At 54.7% G+C, this 20,130-nt stretch carries 20 protein-coding genes; 6 read left to right on the top strand and 14 right to left on the bottom strand.

The window, feature by feature from the left end:
* The 5 genes from garR to VI01_RS20050 are packed head-to-tail and all read right to left on the bottom strand — an operon-like array spanning position 1 to position 5,769.
* Positions 1 to 885, bottom strand: coding sequence for a 2-hydroxy-3-oxopropionate reductase (gene garR, locus VI01_RS20070; RefSeq protein WP_034823058.1), 885 nt, complete (start codon positions 883 to 885; stop codon positions 1 to 3).
* A gap of 19 nt (positions 886 to 904) precedes the next feature.
* Positions 905 to 1,672 (bottom strand): 2-dehydro-3-deoxyglucarate aldolase, encoded by a 768-nt coding sequence (garL, locus tag VI01_RS20065; protein WP_045816421.1) that lies wholly within the window; start codon positions 1,670 to 1,672, stop codon positions 905 to 907.
* A gap of 52 nt (positions 1,673 to 1,724) precedes the next feature.
* The gene (gene gudD / locus VI01_RS20060; RefSeq protein WP_045816420.1) at positions 1,725 to 3,056 is read right to left on the bottom strand and encodes a glucarate dehydratase; all 1,332 of its coding nucleotides are present in this window, start codon (positions 3,054 to 3,056) and stop codon (positions 1,725 to 1,727) included.
* Positions 3,057 to 3,066: 10 nt separating this feature from the next.
* Positions 3,067 to 4,413, bottom strand: coding sequence for an enolase C-terminal domain-like protein (locus VI01_RS20055; RefSeq protein WP_038645131.1), 1,347 nt, complete (start codon positions 4,411 to 4,413; stop codon positions 3,067 to 3,069).
* A gap of 9 nt (positions 4,414 to 4,422) precedes the next feature.
* Positions 4,423 to 5,769 carry an MFS transporter gene (locus tag VI01_RS20050; RefSeq protein WP_038645129.1) on the bottom strand — a complete coding sequence of 449 codons (1,347 nt, stop codon included), beginning with the start codon at positions 5,767 to 5,769 and terminating at the stop codon, positions 4,423 to 4,425.
* A gap of 506 nt (positions 5,770 to 6,275) precedes the next feature.
* Here VI01_RS20050 and garD point away from each other — a divergent pair.
* Positions 6,276 to 7,835 carry a galactarate dehydratase gene (gene garD / locus VI01_RS20045; RefSeq protein ID WP_045816419.1) on the top strand — a complete coding sequence of 520 codons (1,560 nt, stop codon included), beginning with the start codon at positions 6,276 to 6,278 and terminating at the stop codon, positions 7,833 to 7,835.
* A gap of 126 nt (positions 7,836 to 7,961) precedes the next feature.
* Here the strand turns inward: garD and VI01_RS20040 are convergent, their stop codons facing one another.
* The 4 genes from VI01_RS20040 to syd all read right to left on the bottom strand — a co-directional run bounded on the left by VI01_RS20040 (position 7,962) and on the right by syd (position 10,664).
* On the bottom strand, positions 7,962 to 8,408 hold the full coding sequence (locus tag VI01_RS20040) for a flavodoxin (protein WP_045816418.1): 447 nt from the start codon (positions 8,406 to 8,408) through the stop codon (positions 7,962 to 7,964).
* Between the two features lie 12 nt (positions 8,409 to 8,420).
* Complete coding sequence (gene truC / locus VI01_RS20035) at positions 8,421 to 9,200, bottom strand: tRNA pseudouridine(65) synthase TruC (RefSeq protein WP_045816417.1); 780 nt, start codon at positions 9,198 to 9,200, stop codon at positions 8,421 to 8,423.
* Positions 9,200 to 9,526, bottom strand: coding sequence for a YqcC family protein (locus VI01_RS20030; RefSeq protein ID WP_038645122.1), 327 nt, complete (start codon positions 9,524 to 9,526; stop codon positions 9,200 to 9,202). Before VI01_RS20030 ends, truC begins: the two co-directional genes overlap by 1 nt.
* Before the next feature lie 589 nt (positions 9,527 to 10,115).
* On the bottom strand, positions 10,116 to 10,664 hold the full coding sequence (syd, locus tag VI01_RS20025; RefSeq protein ID WP_045816416.1) for a SecY-interacting protein: 549 nt from the start codon (positions 10,662 to 10,664) through the stop codon (positions 10,116 to 10,118).
* A gap of 62 nt (positions 10,665 to 10,726) precedes the next feature.
* Between syd and queF the strand changes: the two genes are divergently transcribed.
* From queF to xni, 3 genes are all read left to right on the top strand, one after another.
* Complete coding sequence (gene queF, locus VI01_RS20020) at positions 10,727 to 11,572, top strand: NADPH-dependent 7-cyano-7-deazaguanine reductase QueF (RefSeq protein WP_045816415.1); 846 nt, start codon at positions 10,727 to 10,729, stop codon at positions 11,570 to 11,572.
* A 186-nt stretch (positions 11,573 to 11,758) separates the two neighbouring features.
* Complete coding sequence (gene ppnN / locus VI01_RS20015; protein WP_034823077.1) at positions 11,759 to 13,114, top strand: nucleotide 5'-monophosphate nucleosidase PpnN; 1,356 nt, start codon at positions 11,759 to 11,761, stop codon at positions 13,112 to 13,114.
* Between the two features lie 38 nt (positions 13,115 to 13,152).
* Complete coding sequence (gene xni, locus VI01_RS20010) at positions 13,153 to 13,908, top strand: flap endonuclease Xni (RefSeq protein WP_045816414.1); 756 nt, start codon at positions 13,153 to 13,155, stop codon at positions 13,906 to 13,908.
* A gap of 339 nt (positions 13,909 to 14,247) precedes the next feature.
* Here the strand turns inward: xni and rlmM are convergent, their stop codons facing one another.
* From rlmM to VI01_RS19990, 4 genes are all read right to left on the bottom strand, one after another.
* Entirely contained in the window at positions 14,248 to 15,348 is a 1,101-nt protein-coding gene (gene rlmM, locus VI01_RS20005; RefSeq protein WP_045816413.1) for a 23S rRNA (cytidine(2498)-2'-O)-methyltransferase RlmM, read from the bottom strand.
* Complete coding sequence (locus VI01_RS20000) at positions 15,341 to 15,736, bottom strand: DUF423 domain-containing protein (RefSeq protein ID WP_034823080.1); 396 nt, start codon at positions 15,734 to 15,736, stop codon at positions 15,341 to 15,343. The genes rlmM and VI01_RS20000 overlap by 8 nt, the downstream gene beginning before the upstream one ends.
* A gap of 50 nt (positions 15,737 to 15,786) precedes the next feature.
* Positions 15,787 to 16,704 carry a transcriptional regulator GcvA gene (locus VI01_RS19995; protein WP_045816412.1) on the bottom strand — a complete coding sequence of 306 codons (918 nt, stop codon included), beginning with the start codon at positions 16,702 to 16,704 and terminating at the stop codon, positions 15,787 to 15,789.
* Between the two features lie 409 nt (positions 16,705 to 17,113).
* On the bottom strand, positions 17,114 to 17,338 hold the full coding sequence (locus VI01_RS19990; protein WP_034823084.1) for a YgdI/YgdR family lipoprotein: 225 nt from the start codon (positions 17,336 to 17,338) through the stop codon (positions 17,114 to 17,116).
* Between the two features lie 208 nt (positions 17,339 to 17,546).
* On the opposite strand from VI01_RS19990, the gene csdA reads away from it, so the two are divergent.
* Entirely contained in the window at positions 17,547 to 18,752 is a 1,206-nt protein-coding gene (gene csdA / locus VI01_RS19985) for a cysteine desulfurase CsdA (RefSeq protein WP_045816411.1), read from the top strand.
* Between the two features lie 4 nt (positions 18,753 to 18,756).
* Positions 18,757 to 19,206, top strand: coding sequence for a cysteine desulfurase sulfur acceptor subunit CsdE (gene csdE, locus VI01_RS19980; protein WP_045816410.1), 450 nt, complete (start codon positions 18,757 to 18,759; stop codon positions 19,204 to 19,206).
* Here the strand turns inward: csdE and tcdA are convergent.
* A complete protein-coding gene (tcdA, locus tag VI01_RS19975; RefSeq protein WP_045816409.1) occupies positions 19,194 to 20,000 on the bottom strand; it encodes a tRNA cyclic N6-threonylcarbamoyladenosine(37) synthase TcdA in 807 nt (268 codons plus the stop codon). The two genes, csdE and tcdA, sit on opposite strands and share 13 nt — an antisense overlap.
* Positions 20,001 to 20,130 lie beyond the last annotated feature (130 nt).

The raw sequence follows: 20,130 nt of genomic DNA, 5'->3' as shown, positions 1-20,130 counted from the left end.
CTACCGGGTGATCTCGACCTGAGCTAATTTTTCATAATAGCAAGCCAGCGCACTATGGTCAGAAGTGCCCTTACCGTCGACTTTCAGTGCCTGCATCATTTCCATCACCGCAGCCGTCAGCGGCAGATGCGCGCCAATGCCGTGTGAAGTGTCCAGCGCATTCGCCAAATCCTTGATGTGCAGATCGATGCGGAAGCCCGGCTTGAAGTTACGATCCAGCACCATTGGCGCTTTGGCATCAAGTACCGTGCTGCCTGCCAGCCCACCACGAATCGCCTGATAGACCAGTTCTGGGTTTACACCGGCTTTGGTTGCCAGCGACAGCGCTTCGGACATCGCCGCGATGTTCAGCGCCACAATCACCTGGTTCGCCAGCTTGGTCACGTTGCCTGCACCGATATCACCGGTGTGCACCACGGAACCCGCCATGGCTTTCATGATGTCGTAGCATTGGTCGAATACCGCTTTATCGCCACCGACCATCACGGACAGCGTGCCCTCAATCGCTTTCGGCTCGCCACCACTGACCGGCGCATCCAGCATCTTGATGCCTTTTTCTGCCAGCGCATCGTGCACTTCACGGCTGGCCAGTGGCGCAATCGAACTCATGTCGATCACAATCAGGCCAGGCTTCGCGCCTTCGATAATCCCGTTGGCGCCGAGGCAAACCTCTTTCACCTGCGGTGAGTTCGGCACCATGGTGATCACCACATCAACCTGTTCGGCGACCTCTTTTGGCGTTTTCGCCACGGTGGCGCCCAGTTCCACCAGTTCAGCTTCGTTGCTAACGTTGTGGTCACGCACCACCAGCGAATAACCGGCTTTCACCAGGTTTTTACTCATCGGTTTGCCCATAATACCGAGGCCGATAAATCCAATTTTCATTGCCTTTCCCCTTCGTCAGTTATTTCTTAAATTTGTCGCACAGCGCCTGCGTGGCGTTGCGGAAAACACCCAGATCGCTGCCCACAGCAACGAAGGTGGCACCCCATTCCAGATAACGATGTGCGTCAGCTTCCACCGGCGCCAGAATGCCGCTGGGTTTACCTGCTGCTTTGGCACGTTCAAAAATGTGTTTAATCACTTTCAACACTTCAGGATGCGCAGGCTGGCCGAGATAGCCGAGTGCGGCAGACAAGTCACCCGGGCCGACAAAAATGCCATCCACGCCGTCAACGGCAGCGATCGCGTCGATGTTATCCACGGCCTGCTGAGTTTCGATTTGCACCAACACGGTGATGTTGTCATTGATGGTGGCGTTGTAATCCGGCAGCGTGCCGTACATGTTGCTGCGATGCGAAACCGACACGCCGCGAATGCCCGCTGGCGGATAGCGCGTTGACGCTACGGCGCGAATCGCCTCTTCCTCGGTCTCCACAAACGGCACCAAGAAGTTATAGAAACCAATATCCAGCAGGCGTTTGATGATAATCGGCTCATTGCACGGCGGACGCACTACCGGCGCACTGTGGCTGCCCTTCAGCGCCATCAACTGCGGGATAAAGGTGGTGATGTCGTTTGGCGCGTGCTCGCCATCCAGCACCAGCCAGTCAAAGCCCGCCAGGCCCAGAACTTCGGTGGAAATCGGGCTAGCAAGCGCGCACCAGCTACCAATCAGGGTTTCCCCTGCCAGTAAACGGCGACGAAAAGTGTTCGGCCAGGCATTGCTCATTGTGATTACTCCAGTCGGTTACAACAGGCGCCCGCACGGAGCGCCGGAAACATTAGCGCACCAGGCACGGACGCTTGTTATCGAAAGTCCAGTTCGGCACGAGGTACTGCATCGCTTGCGCATCATCACGCGCGCCCAAACCGTGTTTCTGATACAGCGCGTTGGCCTGCATCACCTGATCCATATCCAGCTCGACGCCGAGACCGGGTTTCTGCGGCACCTGTACCATGCCGCCTTTGATTTGGAACGGCTCTTTGGTCAGGCGCTGGTTGCCCTCCTGCCAAATCCAGTGGGTATCGATGGCGGTAATGGCGCCTGGCGCAGCAGCGGCCACGTGGGTGAACATCGCCAGCGAAATATCGAAATGGTTGTTGGAGTGCGAACCCCAGGTCAGGCCGAAGTCGTGGCACATCTGCGCCACGCGCACCGAACCTTGCATGGTCCAGAAATGCGGGTCGGCCAGCGGGATATCCACCGATTGCAGCGACAGCGTGTGGCCCATTTGACGCCAGTCGGTGGCAATCATGTTGGTGGCCGTTGGCAAGCCAGTCGCGCGACGGAATTCCGCCATCACTTCACGGCCAGAGTAACCTTGCTCAGCGCCACACGGATCCTCCGCATACGCCAGCACGCCTTTGAGTTGCTTACCGAGCAGAATCGCTTCATTCAGCGACCAGGCGCCATTAGGATCGAGCGTCACGCGTGCCTGCGGGAAGCGTTTCGCCAGTGCAGTGACGGCTTCGGCTTCTTCGCCACCGCGCAGCACGCCGCCTTTGAGTTTGAAATCGTTGAAGCCATATTTTTCATAGGCGGCTTCGGCAAGACGCACTACGGTATCCGGCGTCAATGCCTCTTCATGACGCAGGCGATACCAGTCGCATTTCTCATCTTCCTGGCTCTGATAAGGCAGCGAGGTTTTCTTACGATCGCCGACGTAGAACAGGTAACCCAGCATCTCCACGCGATCGCGCTGCTGGCCATCACCGAGCAGCGAGGCGACGTTGACGCCCAGATGCTGACCGAGCAGATCCAGCAGTGCCGCTTCAATGCCGGTCACCACATGGATGGTGGTACGCAGGTCAAAGGTTTGATTGCCGCGTCCGCTGGAATCGCGGTCGGCAAAGGTGCTGCGTACCAGATTGAGGATGTTCTTGTACTCGCCTACGGTTTTTTGCACCACCAGCGCCGCAGCATCTTCCAGCGTCTGACGAATCTTTTCGCCGCCCGGAATCTCCCCGACGCCAGTGTGGCCCGCGTTATCCTTGATGATGACGATATTACGGGTGAAGAACGGTGAATGTGCACCGCTCAAATTCAGCAACATGCTGTCGTGACCCGCCACCGGAATGACCTGCAGCGATGTAATTTTCGGGGTCTGACTCATTTCCTGCTCCTTATGCATGACGGCGACCGAAGGCCGGGCGCTTGCGGTCGAATGACCAACCGGGAACCAGATACTGCATCGCGGTGGCGTCATTACGCGCACCTGCCGGCAGAGATTTGTATAGGGCATTGGCCTGATGCAGACGATCCCAATCCAACTCGACACCGAGACCGGGTTTATCCGGCACGGCAATCTTGCCGTTGCGGATTTGCAGCGGCTCTTTAGTGAGGCGCTGATCGCCTTCCTGCCAAATCCAGTGGGTATCGATAGCGGTGGGTTTGCCCGGTGCGGCAGCACCAACGTGGGTAAACATCGCCAGCGAAATGTCGAAGTGGTTGTTGGAGTGGCAACCCCAGGTTAAGCCCCAGTCGTCGCACAGTTGCGCCACGCGCACCGCACCGCTCAGCGTCCAAAAGTGCGGATCGGCCAGCGGGATATCCACCGAATTGAGCATCACCGCGTGATTCATCTCGCGCCAGTTGGTGGCGATCATATTGGTTGCGACCGGCAATCCAGTGGCGCGTCGGAACTCCGCCATCACTTCACGGCCGGAATAACCCTGTTCGGCACCGCACGGATCTTCGGCGTAGGTCAGCACATCACCCATGCCTTTGCACAAGCCAATCGCTTCATCCAGCGTCCAGGCACCATTGGGATCGACAGTGATACGTGCATCCGGGAAGCGTTTTTTCAGCGCGGCAGCGGATTCAATCTCCTGCTCACCCGGCAACACGCCGCCCTTCAGTTTGAAATCTTTGAATCCATATTTGTCCTGCGCCGCTTCGGCTAAGCGCACCACCGCTTCCGGCGTTAAGGCTTCCTGATGGCGCAGGTGATACCAGTCATGGCTGGCACCTTCGCCCGTCAGATACGGTAAATCGGTTTTGCGACGATCGCCGAGATAGAACAGATAACCGAGTACCGTGACTTCATCGCGCTGCTGTCCCGGCCCGAGCAGTTCTGCCACCGGCACGCCCAGACATTGGCCCAGTAAATCCAGCAGTGCGGCTTCCAGCGCCGCCACCGCGTTGACGCGCAGTTCGAAGGTCCAGGCCCCTTTGCCGAAGGTATCGAAATCCGCCGACTGATTGCCTTTGTGCACCTGCTGCACCAGGCGGTTCATGCGCGCTACCTGCTGGCCTTTGACCTGTGGAATCGCCTCTACCAGGGTTTGGTAAATGGTTTCGCCACCCGGCGCTTCACCGACGCCGGTATGACCATCACTGTCGGTCAATACCACGATGTTGCGGGTGAAGCAGGCGCTGTGCGCTCCACCAATGTTCAGCAACATGCTGTCGTAACCGGCCACCGGAATCACCTGCATATCGGTGATCACCGGGCTACTTTGCGTATTCATAGTTCGTCCTTATGCTCGGTGTTTCAGTTCAATACGTTTGATATCACCCGTAATGAACAGGAAGCTAAACGCAGCGACAAAGGCGTGGATACCGACATAAATCAGCGCACCTTCGAAAGAACCGGAAGCGGCGATGATGTAGCCGATAGCAATGGGCGTGACGATGCCGGAGAAGTTGCCGAACATGTTGAACAAGCCACCGCTCAATCCACTGATCTCTTTCGGTGCGGTATCTGCCATCACCGCCCAGCCCAGCGCACCGATGCCCTTGCCGAAGAACGCCAGCGCCATAAACAGCACCACTACCCACTCAGTTTCGGTGTAGTTACACATCACCATGCTGATGGAGAGCAGCATGCCGACCACAATTGGCGTCTTACGCGCAATATTCAGCGAACCGGTTTTGCGCATCAGGTAATCGGAAATCACGCCACCTAACACACCACCGAGGAAGCCACAGATAGCGGGAATCGAGGCGATCATGCCTGCTTTCAGAATCGACATGCCGCGCGCTTGTACCAGATACACCGGGAACCAGGTAATGAAGAAGTAGGTCAGTGCGTTAACGCAATATTGTCCGAGATAGATACCCCACATCATGCGAGTCGAGAGCAGCTGTTTGATTTGATACCACTTCTCATCCCAGCTCACTTTGCGGTCGGCTTTTTTGGCATCCATATTGATCAGCGCGCCGCCCTGTTCCATGTACTCCAGCTCAGCCTTATTCACGCCCGGATGATTGTTCGGATCATGCATGAACTTCAGCCAGACGAAGCTGAGGATGATGCCCAGACCGCCCATAAACCAGAACACGTGCGCCCAGCCCACTTCCGCCACCAGCCAGCCCATGATCGGTGCGAAGATCACCGTGGCGAAATACTGTGCCGAGTTGAAAATCGCGACGGCGGTGCCACGCTCTTGCGCCGGGAACCAGGCTGCCACAATGCGGCTGTTACCCGGGAAGGAAGGTGCCTCCGCCAGACCAACCAGAAAGCGCAGCAGGAACAGTGAGATCACGATGCCGAAGCCACTGAACAGGTCAACAAAGCCTTGCAGCAGAGTAAACAGCGACCAGAGGAAAATACTCCAGAAGTAAACGCGTTTTGAGCCAAAGCGGTCGAGCAGCCAGCCGCCAGGAATTTGTCCAATAACGTAAGCCCATGAGAAGGCGGAGAAGATATATCCCAGACCGACCGAATCGAGGCCGATATCTTTAGACATCGCGGAACCGGCAATCGAAATGGTTGCACGGTCACCGTAGTTGAATGAAGTGACGATAAATAACATCACCACAATCCAGTAACGGGCGTTGGTGCGTTTTTGCACCGCTTCCGCTGTCTGGCTGAAACTATTCATGATGCACTCCTGAAATATAGCGAACGCTACATCCACTCTGACTGCATACACATCGCGTTGGGTATCAGAATGATGTCGGGTTAAACACGGCGATTGTTGTTATGGCAAAACGATGATGCGTCGTGACGAATAACCAAACGTTGAAGAACGAGAATCAGTATAGGAACAGCCCCACCACGAGGCATTGGAAGAAAGCATGATGATGAGCATTGATTCATGCTGTTTTTATGGCAATTGCACATATCCCTGCGGCGTAGCTCACGGAACCTGATTTTTCACCCATGAATTGATTAATAAGCAGCCAGCTAACCTGCGCTTTGTGAGTCTGTTCACTTGTATTTGGATAAACGAACCAAACTCCGCGATTAAAACCACCAAAAGCCAGTCAGTTGCACAATGCGTTGGCCAATACCCCTGCATATACTGAGGCTGGCAAAAAATGATGACGTGATAGAAGCATTTACAACGCGCTGCCATGCACAGCGCGACGCACTGGAAGGTGAGCAATGAACCGACCGCTAACAGAGAAACCGCTTTATATAAAAGTACACGATGCCGACAACGTGGCGATCGTGGTCAACAACCAGGGATTGCCGGCTGGCACTCGCTTTGAAGATGGCCTGCAGCTGACGGAACATGTCCCGCAGGGACATAAAGTGGCGCTGGTGGATATTCCTGAAAATGGCGTCATCCTGCGCTACGGCGAAGTGATTGGCACCGCCTTGCGCCCGATTGCGCAAGGGAGCTGGATTGAAGAATCTCTGGTGGCGCTACCCGAAGCGCCTCCGCTCAACAGTTTGCCACTGGCGAACAATGTGCCCCCCGCTCTGCCACCGCTCGAAGGTTACACCTTTGAGGGTTATCGCAACGCCGATGGCAGCGTAGGAACACGCAATCTGCTCGGTATCACCACCAGCGTGCACTGTGTCGCTGGCGTAGTGGATTACGTGGTGCAAATGATCGAGCGCGATCTGCTGCCACGCTATCCCAACGTCGATGGCGTGGTGGCACTGAATCATCTTTATGGCTGTGGTGTGGCGATTAATGCGCCCGCTGCGGTGGTGCCGATTCGCACTATCCATAACCTCGCGTTGAACCCCAATTTTGGGGGCGAAGTGATGATTGTCAGTCTCGGCTGCGAGAAATTACAGCCGGAGCGTCTGCTGACCGGCACGCCGGATGTACAGGCCATCTCGCTGGATGATCATGACATTGTGCGTTTGCAGGATGAACGGCATGTCGGTTTCGGCGCGATGGTCGATGAAATTCTGCAGGTGGCTGAGCGCCATCTGAAAAAACTGAATCTGCGCCAGCGCGAGACCTGCCCGGCATCAGAACTGGTGATTGGCACGCAGTGCGGCGGCAGCGATGCGTTTTCCGGCGTGACGGCCAATCCGGCTGTCGGCTTCGCCTCGGATTTGCTGGTGCGCTGCGGCGCCACCGTGATGTTTTCTGAGGTCACCGAGGTGCGTGATGCAATACATCTGCTGACGCCGCGCGTGGTAGATGAAAATGTGGGTAAACGTCTGCTGGAAGAGATGGCGTGGTATGACGATTATCTCAGCCAGGGCCAAACCGACCGCAGCGCCAATCCCTCGCCGGGTAACAAGAAAGGCGGGCTGGCGAACGTGGTGGAGAAAGCGCTGGGATCGATTGCCAAATCAGGACGCAGTGCGATTGTAGAAGTGCTGTCACCCGGACAGCGCCCGACTCAACGCGGTTTAATCTACGCGGCGACACCGGCCAGTGATTTTGTCTGCGGCACCCAGCAGATGGCGTCAGGTATTACCTTGCAGGTGTTTACTACTGGACGCGGCACACCTTACGGTTTGGCTGCGATTCCGGTGATTAAAATGGCGACGCGCAATGCCCTGGCAGAACGCTGGCACGATTTGATGGATATCAATGCGGGCACTATTGCCACCGGCGAGGAGAGTATTGAACAGGTGGGCTGGCGGTTGTTTGAGTTGATTCTGGATATCGCCAGTGGTCGCAAACAAACCTGGTCCGATCGCTGGGGCATTCGCAATCAGCTGGCGGTGTTTAATCCGGCACCGGTGACCTGATGGTCATCTGCCCCTCTCCCAACATCGGAGAGGGGAACAATCTGGGAGGCCTGAAAAATCATCACCTCATTTTCAGGCTCTTTAGATTGCTTATGGTCGCTTGCAAGAGCCAACGCGAAGGCAGAATTACAGCAGTTTACCCCAGCTCTCGAGCCACGGCGTGGTCACTGACTCAGGTTCTGGATCTTCAGTGGCATCCACCAGCAACACATCACCGATGCGTTTGGCGCTTTGTTCCTGCAAGGTGGCATCAAAAGTTTTGCCCGCGCCGCAGAAGTTTTCATAGCTGCTGTCACCCAGCGCAATCACGCCGTAGCGCAACGCTGGCTGATACCCCACTTCATCGCGTACCTGCACATACAAGCGGGCAATATTGTCCGGGAAGTCGCCCTGTCCAGTGGTGGAGGTGACAATCAGAATGACCTCCTGGCTGTAAGCCTGCCAATCCGCCAGTGAGGCATCCTCAAAAACTTTAACTTCGTGGCCCTGCTCTTCCAGTACCGGCTGCGCTTCTTCCGCCACCAGCAATGCATTGCCGTAAACCGTACCTGTAAAAATGCCAATCTTTGCCATCTTGCCGCTCCTTTATTCTGTTGGCTTATCCTGGACTGCCTCGTCGGCAAACTCAACCCTGGGAACCTCAGGGATCTGATCCTGCCAGCCAAACTGTTGCAGCATGCCTTGCCAGACGCGATCGAGCCCGGCGCGAATCACCAGAGGTTCTCCGGTGACCGGATGCGTCAGGCTCAGCGCACTGGCATGCAGCATCAATCGATTCATACCAAAGTGCTCTGCTGCACCCCGATTCTGCCGCAAATCACCATGGGCGCTATCGCCAATAATCGGGTGACGCAGATGCACCATATGGCGGCGAAGCTGATGTTTACGGCCGGTATGCGGCGACATCTCCACCAGGGTATAACGCGCGCTGTCGTAACGGCTGATCGCCACCGGCATTTCTACTTGCGCCAGTGAGCGATAATCAGTGACGGCAGGCTGCGCGGTACGCTCCTGAGTCGCGAACTTATCGGCAATCTTATCCAGCTCTTCGACCAGCGGGTAGTCTAGCGTCGCGCTGCCATCCAGCCAACCTCGTACCACTGCGTGGTAGGTCTTCTGCATTTTATGCTGCTCGAACTGCTGCGACAGTAAATGCGCCACTTCGCTGGAGAGCGCCATTAACAGCACGCCGGAGGTGGGGCGATCGAGGCGATGCACGGTAAATACGTGCTGACCAATTTGATCGCGTACCGTTTGCATCACCACCACTTTTTCGTCGCGATCGAGCCAACTACGATGCACCAGCCAGCCGGACGGTTTGTTGACGGCGACCAGCCATTCATCTTGATAAAGGATTTCCAGCATTAAGAGGTCGGGTCCTGAAAAAGCGCATCGAACTGGCCTAATGTCAGCAACAGGACCGCATGGCCGGGTGTGGTGGCAGGTAACGCCACTTCATAGTAAGGCGTTACAGAGAAATTTTGCGGAAGCGGCGCACCGGCTTCGATTAACGCATGGAAACGTGGGATGAGTACCCACTGCAGCCACTCCAGCGGCTCCATGGTATTGAGGCAAAAAGGCTCGGTACTGGCGAAGGCTGCCGGCTCAGGGGATTGCGTCTGCCAGTGGCCGTGTTCGCGCATCACCGCTTCGATCTGCTGCAGCTGTTGAATAATCATGTGCGACGACATACGCCACCTCCAGAGAAAAATTGGGCGGCAAGCATACCATTAGTCGTTCAACGTGCAAAAAAGGCATAAAAAAAGGGAGCACTGTGATTACAGTGCTCCCGGTTTCGTTCGCAGCATTCCCGCCACCGCTGTGCTCCCTGCTCATCCATGACAACTCGTCCTCTGCTTTCCATTGCCTGTCATCGTGACAGTTATCCTTAGCATCCTGGCCCACCACAATCCGCGTGGCTCTCATTCTCCGTCCTGGAGGTGTCCCTGACTCAATCCTGAGTGTCCTGCTTCATCCAGAAGCCTTCCATGTGCCGTAAACTCCGTTACGTTCCTGCCTCCTGGCTGACATTCTCCTGAATGTCTCTTCATCCCCAGCATCCTGCCAGTAGTGACTATTCTGTCAGAAACCATCGTAATAACAAGTTAGTAAGACGCGTTAATAGATTTCTCACACTACTAATTTTAGGAGTGATGCCATAAGCTTATGATTCACAATATTTTTACATCCTTGTTTTCCGGATGGCTGCAAAATGATCTAGCGATCTCTCACACCTAATGTGAGAGATCTCTTACAAGCCTCGCCAGCGAAGTCTGTCACTCAGGCACTAACCGGTTGTAAATCATTAAGAAATATCTTAATGCTCGCAGCCAGTACCTGACGCTTTTTACTACCAGGCTGTTCCAGAATCACTTCACCGGAAAGGTTACACAGAGCAATCACATCCTGCTCCGATTCAGTCGTCGCAATGAATAATGTTGGACTCTGTTTTAAGCGGCGCTTCATGATCAGATGTCCAATCAGATTCTCCTGCAAGCGGGTAAAGTCTGATTCGCTCCACACCTGTAACAAGGTAATCGGCTGCTGCTGAAAGGTTGCGGTCATATCCCCGGCAAACTGCGACGTGTAAAAAGCACTGATTTCCGATTGCAACTGGATATCCAGTGCACGCTCAACCGCTTCCAGCGTGGCTGGCAAGGTGAACGGTTGTGGTTGCCACAACACACGATCATCCAGTGTGCTGACAATACAGGGGGATGGCACCCCCAGTAGATCCGTGCTTGCCGGCAGATGTCCAGCCTGCTGCTGCCAATGTTGCACATAACGGGCGGTAAACTCACGCAGGGCGTCTGCGGTTTGTTGCATCATTCTTCTTCTCGCTTGTGATCGGTTACACTTAGCCACTTTGATGGAATTTAGTGGTAACCGATATGTCTTCTGAAAACCGCGATCAGGCGTTAAGCGGCCTGACGTTAGGTAAGCCCACGGCTTATGTTGATCGTTACGATAACACGCTGCTGCAATCGGTGCCGCGCAGCCTGAATCGCGAACCGCTGGGGCTCTACCCGGATAATCTGCCGTTCCAGGGCGCAGATATCTGGACGCTGTACGAACTCTCCTGGCTCAACAGCAAGGGCGTGCCGCAGGTGGCGGTGGGCGAAGTGGTGCTGCGCGCTGATAGCGAAAACCTGATCGAGTCCAAGAGCTTTAAGCTCTATCTTAACAGCTTTAACCAGACGCGTTTCGCGGACTGGGGCGACGTGCGCCAGACACTCGAACGTGATCTGCGCGCCTGCGCTAATGGCGAAGTCAGCGTGGCACTGTTCCGTCTGGGCGAAGTGGAAGGCCAGCCAATCGGCCATTTCAATGGCGATGTCATCGACGAGCAGGATATCGAGATTCACGACTATGCATTTAACGCCGATTATTTAGCGCAGGCTGCGGGCAGTGAAGTGGTGGAAGAAACGCTGGTGAGCCATTTGCTGAAATCCAACTGTTTGATCACCCATCAGCCTGATTGGGGTTCCGTAATGATTCGCTACAAAGGCCCACGTATCGATCGTGAAGCCCTGCTGCGTTACCTGATCTCATTCCGTCAGCACAATGAGTTCCATGAACAGTGCGTTGAGCGCATTTTCAACGACATTCAACGCTTTTGCCAACCAGAATCCCTGACCGTTTATGCTCGTTATACGCGCCGTGGTGGACTGGATATTAATCCGTGGCGCAGCAACGTTCCCTTCTCTCCTGGGTTTTCCCGCCTGGTACGTCAGTAACAGATTGCGAGACGCCTCGCAGGCCGCAGCACGGATGCGCGGTTCCACTTGAGCATTCACTGCGGACAACGTTACTCTGTCAAAGGCGCTAAGGTTTAAACCTGCGTTCCGAAGGATTTTCGTCACTGCGTTCAGCAAGTTAAGCGCAGCGTCACCCGTCACGCATTTGCGTGTAAAGGAGTTCTCTTGATTACACATATCAGCCCGCTTGGCTCAATGGATCTGCTCTCCCAGTTGGAAGTCGACATGCTGAAGCAAACGGCCAGCAGCGACCTTTACCAGCTTTTTCGCAACTGCTCACTCGCGGTGCTCAACTCCGGCAGCCAGACCGACAGTAGTCAGGAACTGCTCTCCCGTTTTGAAAATTTCGACATCAACGTGCTGCGCCGTGAGCGCGGCGTCAAACTCGAACTGATTAATCCGCCGGAAGAAGCCTTTGTTGATGGCCGCATTATCCGCTCATTGCAGGCCAACCTGTTTGCCGTGCTACGCGATATTCTGTTTGTGAATGGCCAGCTTGAGCGCAGCGATCAGAAAAACGCTGACGATTCCGCTCACATCACGAATCAGGTGTTTTCAATTCTGCGTAACGCGCGTGCGCTGCACATTGGTGAATATCCCAATACCGTGGTGTGTTGGGGTGGTCACTCGATTAACGCAGTGGAGTATCAGTATTGCCGCAATGTCGGCACGCAAATGGGCCTGCGTGAACTCAACATCTGCACCGGCTGTGGGCCTGGCGTGATGGAAGCGCCGATGAAAGGTGCCGCAGTAGGTCATGCACAGCAACGCTACCACGACAGTCGTTTCATTGGCCTGACCGAACCGTCAATTATCGCGGCTGAGCCACCGAATCCGCTAGTGAATGAACTGATCATCATGCCGGATATCGAAAAGCGTCTTGAGGCGTTTGTACGTATTGCCCATGGCATCGTGATCTTCCCGGGTGGTGTCGGCACCGCAGAAGAGTTGCTGTATCTGTTGGGGATCCTGATGAATCCACACAACAGCGACCAGGTCCTGCCGCTGATTCTCACCGGCCCGAAAGAGAGCGCCGACTACTTCCGGGTGCTGGATGATTTCATCGTTAATACGCTGGGTGAAACCGCACGTAAGCACTACAAGATCATCATTGATGATGCTGCTGAAGTGGCACGTCTGATGAAGAAGGCCATGCCGCAGGTCAAAGAGTATCGTCGCGAAACTGGCGATGCTTACAGTTTTAACTGGTCGATTCGCATCGCGCCAGAGTTGCAGGTACCGTTTGTACCGACGCACGAAAACATGGCTAACCTGAAACTGTTCCCGAACCAGCCAGCGGAAAAACTGGCTGCAGATTTGCGTCGCGCTTTCTCTGGTATTGTTGCCGGCAACGTTAAAGAGGTTGGCATTCGCGAGATCCGCGAGAAGGGGCCTTACAAACTGCACGGCGACGCCGACATTATGCATCGCATGGATGAACTGCTGCAGGGCTTCGTCGCCCAGCAGCGTATGAAGTTGCCAGGCAGCGCCTACATCCCCTGCTACGAAATCATTAAATAACCCATCAGGAAGGCAGCCTGCGGGCTGCCACTATCACTATGTCGTTTCATCTTCTGATTGTTGATGCGCTGAACCTGATCCGCCGTTTGCATGCCGTGCAAGGCACGCCCTGCCGCGAAGCCTGCATCGCAGCGCTGCATCAGCTATTAGGCCACACGCAACCGACGCACGTCGTCGCGGTATTTGATAGCCACGATCGTCACCCTGGCTGGCGACATCAGCTGCTACCCGATTACAAAGCGGGCCGCCCACCGATGCCGGATGATTTGCAGATGGAGATGCCCGTTATCCAGCAAGCCTTCGAGGCTGTCGGCGTGCGTTGCTGGGTCGCTGATTTGGATGAAGCTGACGATCTTGCCGCCACGCTGGCGGTGAAAATGGCCGATGCCGGACATCAGGCAACTATCGTCTCCACCGACAAAGGCTATTGCCAGCTTTTAGCGCCGAATATCCGCATCCGTGATTATTTCCAGAAACGCTGGCTGGACGTGCCTTTCATCGAGCACGAGTTTGGCGTCACGCCTGCACAATTACCTGATTACTGGGGATTGTGCGGCATCAGCAGCAGCAAAATTCCCGGCGTCACCGGCATTGGCCCCAAAAGCGCCCGCGATTTAATCACGCAGTTCGGCACCCTTGAAGCGATTTATCAGCAGTTCGACCAGATTCCTGAAAAGTGGCAGAAAAAATTGCGCGATCATCAGCAGATAGCTGAGATTTGCCGCCAGGTCTCAACGCTTAAACGCGATTTGGTCTTGCAGGGGAATTTAAATACGTTGCGGTATAAGGCTTGAATGACGGGTGCAGCACCCTCTGCCACATAAACACGCGAATCTCTAGATAGGTGGTAAGTGGTAAGTGGTAAGTGGTAAGTGCAAAAAATTGTGCTGCTACGAGTATAACGCGAGAGATCCTGCGAAATAATTTGTGCTACAGCAAGGCGGCAAGCGCGTGAGTCCCCGGGAGCATACGCCAGTATGTGACCGGGGCGAACAAACGCAGCCAACGCCGCTGTAGTGCAAAGTATGAAGCAGGATCGGCAAGTGCGTGAGTCCCCGGGACCATACATCAGTATGTGACTGGGGCGTATAAACGTAGCCAACGCACCTGTGGCGCGAAGTATGACGGGAAATTTAGCGTTCGTCGCGACGGCCGCCTACTGCTGCCCAAAGCCGACGCACATGCACGGTAATCTCTTCACGGTCGTGATACAGCTGGCGCGCCTGAATCTGGGCATTCACTCCCTTCTCTTTCAACGCCGCATCCATCATAGCCAGATTTTGCGTGACCTCTTCATAACGCTTTTTCATTGGCAATTTGAGGTTGAAGATTGCTTCACGGCACCAGCCATTGACCAGCCACTCCGTCATCAAACTGGCGACGCGAACGGGTTTTTCCACCATGTCACACACCAGCCAGCTGATGTTATTGCGCGATGGGCGGTATTTGAAACCATCTTCACGGCAGTGCGTGACTTGCCCGGTATCCATGAGGCTGGGCGCCATCGGACCGTTATCTACGGCGTACACCCACATGCTGCGTTTGACCAGTTGATAAGTCCAGCCGCCAGGGCAAGCACCCAGATCCACGGCATACATGCCGCTGCCCAAACGCTCATCCCACTCATCGGCCGGAATGAAGACATGAAAGGCTTCCTCCAGTTTCAGCGTTGAACGGCTTGGCGCATCCGACGGGAACTTGAGGCGCGGTATCCCCATATAGAACGGGGAGTTGTTCTCTGGCAGCGAATAACCGACATAGCAGGTACCCGGAGCAATAAAGAACACATGTATCACTGGGCGTTTTGGCGACTCGTAGTTGAGCAGGATTTTACTCTCACGCAGGCTGGCGCGCAGCGGCACGGTTAACTTACGGCAAAACTTGGTCAGTTCTTTCGCTTCATTAGTATCCGGCACTTCAACGCGCAGCTCACCGCCCTTCTCCACCACACCCGTTAACATGCCGACAATCGGGGTAATACGATCTTCTGGCGGTAAATCGCGCAGCAGTTCGCCTACCACCAGCATCTGACGGGCAAAAATCAGCTCGGCAAACGGCAGTGTTTGAATCAGCTTTTCCGCATCTTCCTGCTGATAGCACTCATAGAGCACGTAGCCGGAATCATCTTTAACACGGGCAAAACCGTATACTTCGCGCTCAGCGGCTTTGGCACTGATCTCCGCCGCACACTCTTTCTCAAAGCCAGGACGGCAATAGAGTAAAACTTTATTCATGGCGATCCGCCTTTCGTTTAAGACGCAATGCGCCAATCAACATCAAGAACCAGCCAATCAGGAAAAACAATCCTCCCACTGGCGTAACAAAAACCCAAAACTTCAAGTGCGACAGCGCTAAGCAATAAAGGCTGCCACTGAATAACACGGTGCCGAGCGCCAGCGCGGCGCTGCTCCAGTAAAACCAGATATTGGCGCGGCGCAGCATGGCTGCACCCAGACCGATCACCGCCAATGTGTGATAGGCCTGATATTCAAGACCGGTGTGGATCCACGCCATTTCCGCCGGGCCGAGCGATTTGCTCAGCACGTGTGCCCCAAAAGCACCAAAGGCCACCAGCAGAAATCCGCTGATGGCGGCAAACACAAACATGGCACGACTGGACATTCATTGTTCCTCAGGATGAAACTGCACATCACTGTGCAGCACTCAACGCGTTAGTGATCGTAGCGAAAGCGGAATTTTTCTTGTTCAGCTGCGGCTTTTTCCAGGATCCACTGACGAAAGGCGGCTATTTTACCCAGTTCTGCCTGGCTGTCATGACAAACCAGATAAAAAGCGTTTTTACTGACTAACACGTCATTAAATGGACAGACCAGCCGTCCAGCTTCAATTTCACTCTGCGCCATCACATTATTCGCCAGCGCCACGCCCTGGCCGTGAATCGCCGCCTGAAGCACCATCGCGCTATGGCTGAAGATCGGCCCCTGCTGCACATTAATGTGCTGCAATCCTAGCTGACGGATATAGGATTGCCAGTCGCGGCGCGAAGCATCATGCAGCAGCGTAAAGTGCGCCAGATCGGCGGGCGTTTTAAGCGGATGGTCGCCAGTCAGAAACATGGGCGAGCAGACCGGCAGCAAATATTCGGCATACAGTTTCTCGACGCGCAGGCCCGGCCAGTTACCGCGCCCATAGAAAATCGCCACATCAACATCATCGGCCAGTTTCTCTTCATCACGGTCCACCGCCTGAATACGCACATCGATGCCCGGATAAGCCATATTAAAGCTGGAAAGACGTGGCACCAGCCATTGAATGGCAAAGCTGGGCAACAGACTGACGGTTAAGGCACCCTTCGCGCTGCGCGCCTGAAGTTTACGCGTCGCATCGTTGATAGCCGAGAAGATCTCTTTAATATCCAGATAGTAGCTTTGACCTTCTTCTGTCAGTAAAAGCGAACGATTCCTCCGTCGAAATAGCTTAAGACCGAGGAAATCTTCCAGAGATTTAATCTGGTGGCTAACAGCTGCCTGGGTGACAAACAGCTCTTCAGCGGCTTTTGTAAAGCTTAAATGGCGGGCTGCAGCGTCGAAGACGCGTAAAGCATTAAGCGGTGGAAGGCGTTTAGACATGGTTTTCCATCAGCGGATTCACAAGGTAACAGTCCGACTTATACAAGGTCGTTACGTATTAGTTATTTTAATCCGAGACATTATAATTTGTCCGTTGAGGAAGCTCCAGCAAATACCTATAGTTGCCGCACTTCCTGAGCCGGAACGAAAAGATTTCTGGAAACGTGCGAGAGATCGCAGACTTTTGGAGAGCTTTTGGCTTGTGGTCGTGATGTTGTGTTTGCATTTTGATCTGACGATTGCAGATCAAACTTTTAATTCCTGTAGATTTACCCTGTCTGTCCAAGTGATTTTATGTAGCACCGCAAATTGCGGTGCTTTTTTTTGTCCTACACATCCCTGTGTACCCCATTAGGGCCGTCACTGAAGCGACGTAGAAATTTCTCCGAGAAATTTTTTGGCTTGCTGCTTACTGACCCATCTCAACCATCTCTTTCACATCTGTACGATTGATCTGCTGCTCGTTGCCATTGGCATCTTTATAACTGATCATACCGGTTTCATCGTCAACTTTCGGTTTCCCGTCCGCTACAATGGTGCGACCATCATTGGTATGCATGACATAATTGCTGGAACAAGCAGCCAGGGTAAAGGCCATGGTACACACGGCCAGCACTGCGGCGAGTTTTTTCATCTTCTATCTCCTTGCAGATTGATTGCATTAAACCACCCGCAAGCGCTGACCAGAGGCAGCAAAAAGTGAAATCGACTGGTTAAGGTCGATTCGTTATGCGGGTTGCGGTTCAAACCTTGCAATAATTAGCATAACGCGCTTTTCCAGCTTTGCCAGCGAATCGGCCGGGTTTCAGCCTGGTCCTAAAATTGAACACAGTGGGTTTCGTATGACCATCTTCTCCCCAACCGCCTTCCGTGCGCAGTTTCCTGCATTAAGCGATGCGGGCGTTTATCTTGATAGCGCAGCCACTGCCCTGAAGCCTCAGGCGGTGATCGACGCCACGTCGCAGTTCTATAGCTTGAGCGCAGGTACCGTGCATCGCAGCCAGTTCAAATCAGCACGCGACCTGACGGAGAAGTATGAACAAGCGCGCGGCCGGGTGGCCAAATGGCTGCAGGCGGGTGATGACCGCCAGATTGTCTGGACGCGTGGCACCACGGAGGCTATCAATCTGGTAGCCAACAGCTGGCTGGCACCGCGCTTACAACCCGGTGATGAGATTGTGGTGAGCGAGGCGGAGCATCACGCCAATCTGGTGCCGTGGTTAATGGTGGCGCAAGCTGCTGGCGCGAAGGTGGTGAAATGGCCGATTGGTGCAGATCGTCTACCCGATATCCGCTTGCTGCCTGATCTACTTAATGCACGCACTAAGCTGCTGGCGATTGGGCAAATGTCGAATGTCACCGGTGGCTGCCCGGATCTGGCACAGGCAATTACCCTGGCGCATCATGTTGGCGCCAAAGTGATGGTAGATGGCGCACAGGGCGTGGTGCATGCTCCCCCCAACGTTCAGGCGCTGGACATCGACTTTTATGCCTTCTCCGCGCATAAGCTGTATGGCCCAATGGGCATTGGCGCGCTATATGGCAAAGCCGAGTTGCTGGACGAGATGGATGCGTGGCAAGGCGGCGGCAAAATGCTGACGCACGTCGACTTCGATGGCTTTACACCGCAGGCGGTGCCATGGCGGTTCGAAGCAGGCACACCCAATGTGGCTGGTGTGGTGGGCCTAAGCGCGGCGCTGGAATGGCTGTCGCATCACCACGCTGAGAAAGCAGAGATGTGGAGCCAGCAACTGGCCAGCCTCGCCGAAGAGCAATTAAGCGAGATTCCCGGCTTCCGCAGTTTTCGTTGTGGTAATGCCAGTCTGCTGGCGTTTGATATCGCGGAGATTCACCACAGCGATATTGTCACGCTGCTGGCAGAACAAGACATCGCCCTGCGCGCCGGACAGCATTGTGCCCAGCCATTAATGGCGGCACTGGGTGTCAGCGGCACCTTGCGCGTGTCATTCGCGCCCTATAATAATTTGCAGGATGTGGATGCGCTGGTGCGCGCCATGCATCATGCCGTAGACCTGTTGAGTGAATAACGTTATGACTACCCTGATCGGCCCACATCCTTTTGGCGATGTGATTACTGAAGCCAGCCTGACCGAAAAGTTTACCCATTTTCATCAGTGGGAAGATCGCTATCGCCAGTTGATCCAGCTCAGCCGCCAGTTGCCCGTTCTGGAAGATGAGGTGAAGACGGCAGCTATTGAGCTGAGCGGTTGCGAAAATCGTGTCTGGCTGAGCAGCCAACGGCTGCCGAACGGCACGCTGCACTTTTACGGTGACAGTGAAGGCCGCATCGTACGCGGTTTGCTGGCGGTGCTGCTGACGGCGGTTGAAGGCAAAACGCCAGCGGATCTGTTAGCACAAGATCCGCTGGCGTTGTTTGATACCTTAGGCCTGCGTGCGCAGCTTAGCGCCTCGCGCAGCAGTGGTTTAAAGGCGTTAGCAGATGCAGTGCAGCGCCACGCGCGGACACATCAAGCCGCCTGACGCGCCGCGCGTGCAAGGAATTTTTTCAACGCGTGCGAGACTGCGATAAAACCAAAAGTGGCGGTCACCATAGTGGCCGCACCGAAGCCCGCCGCACAGTCCATGCGTTTGGGGCCATCAGCGGTACTTTTCGAACTACAGACGCTGCCATCCAACTGCGGATAGACCAGTGCCTCAGTGGAAAATACGCAATCAATCCCTAGCTTGCCTTTGCTGTTCTTGATGACGCCAAAATCACTTTTCAGACGCTCACGCAGTTTCGCCGCCAGCGGATCCTGAATGGTTTTGGCTAAATCGCTGACCTGAATCTGCGTCGGATCGATCTGCCCGCCCGCACCGCCAGTGGTGATCAACGGAATCTTGTTACGGCGACACCAGGCAATCAACGCCGCTTTCGGGCGCACGCTGTCAATCGCATCAATCACGTAATCGAAACCCGCTGACAGTAACTCAGCGGTGTTATCCGGCGTGATGAAATCATCAATACAGATGACTTCGCACTCAGGATTTATGGCGCGAATACGCTCCGCCATCACCTCGGTTTTCGCATGTCCTACTTTGCCTTGCAGAGCGTGGATCTGGCGATTGGTGTTGGTAATGCAGACGTCGTCCATATCGATCAGCGTGATTTTACCAATCCCGGTGCGCGCTAACGCTTCGGCAGACCACGAACCGACACCGCCTATACCAATCACACAAAAATGGGCGTCGGCAAAACGCTGCAGCGCCTCTTCCCCATACAGACGTGCCGTACCGCCAAAACGTTGCCGCCAGGCATCGCTGACTACTTTCATATCAAACCTTTTGATGCGGTGCGCATGAATGCGCACCCTACAGAAACAGTGATGGACGCGTTGGATCGCGAAGACTGTCGACCCATGGCAAATCAGCTGAATACTCCCGCTGATTTGCCGCAGAGAAGAA

The sequence above is a fragment of the Pantoea sp. SM3 genome (assembly GCF_000963995.1).
Classification (GTDB): Bacteria; Pseudomonadota; Gammaproteobacteria; order Enterobacterales; family Enterobacteriaceae; genus Pantoea; species Pantoea rwandensis_B.
Note: the sequence above shows the minus strand (reverse complement) of the source record. Positions and strands in the feature narration are given on the sequence as shown.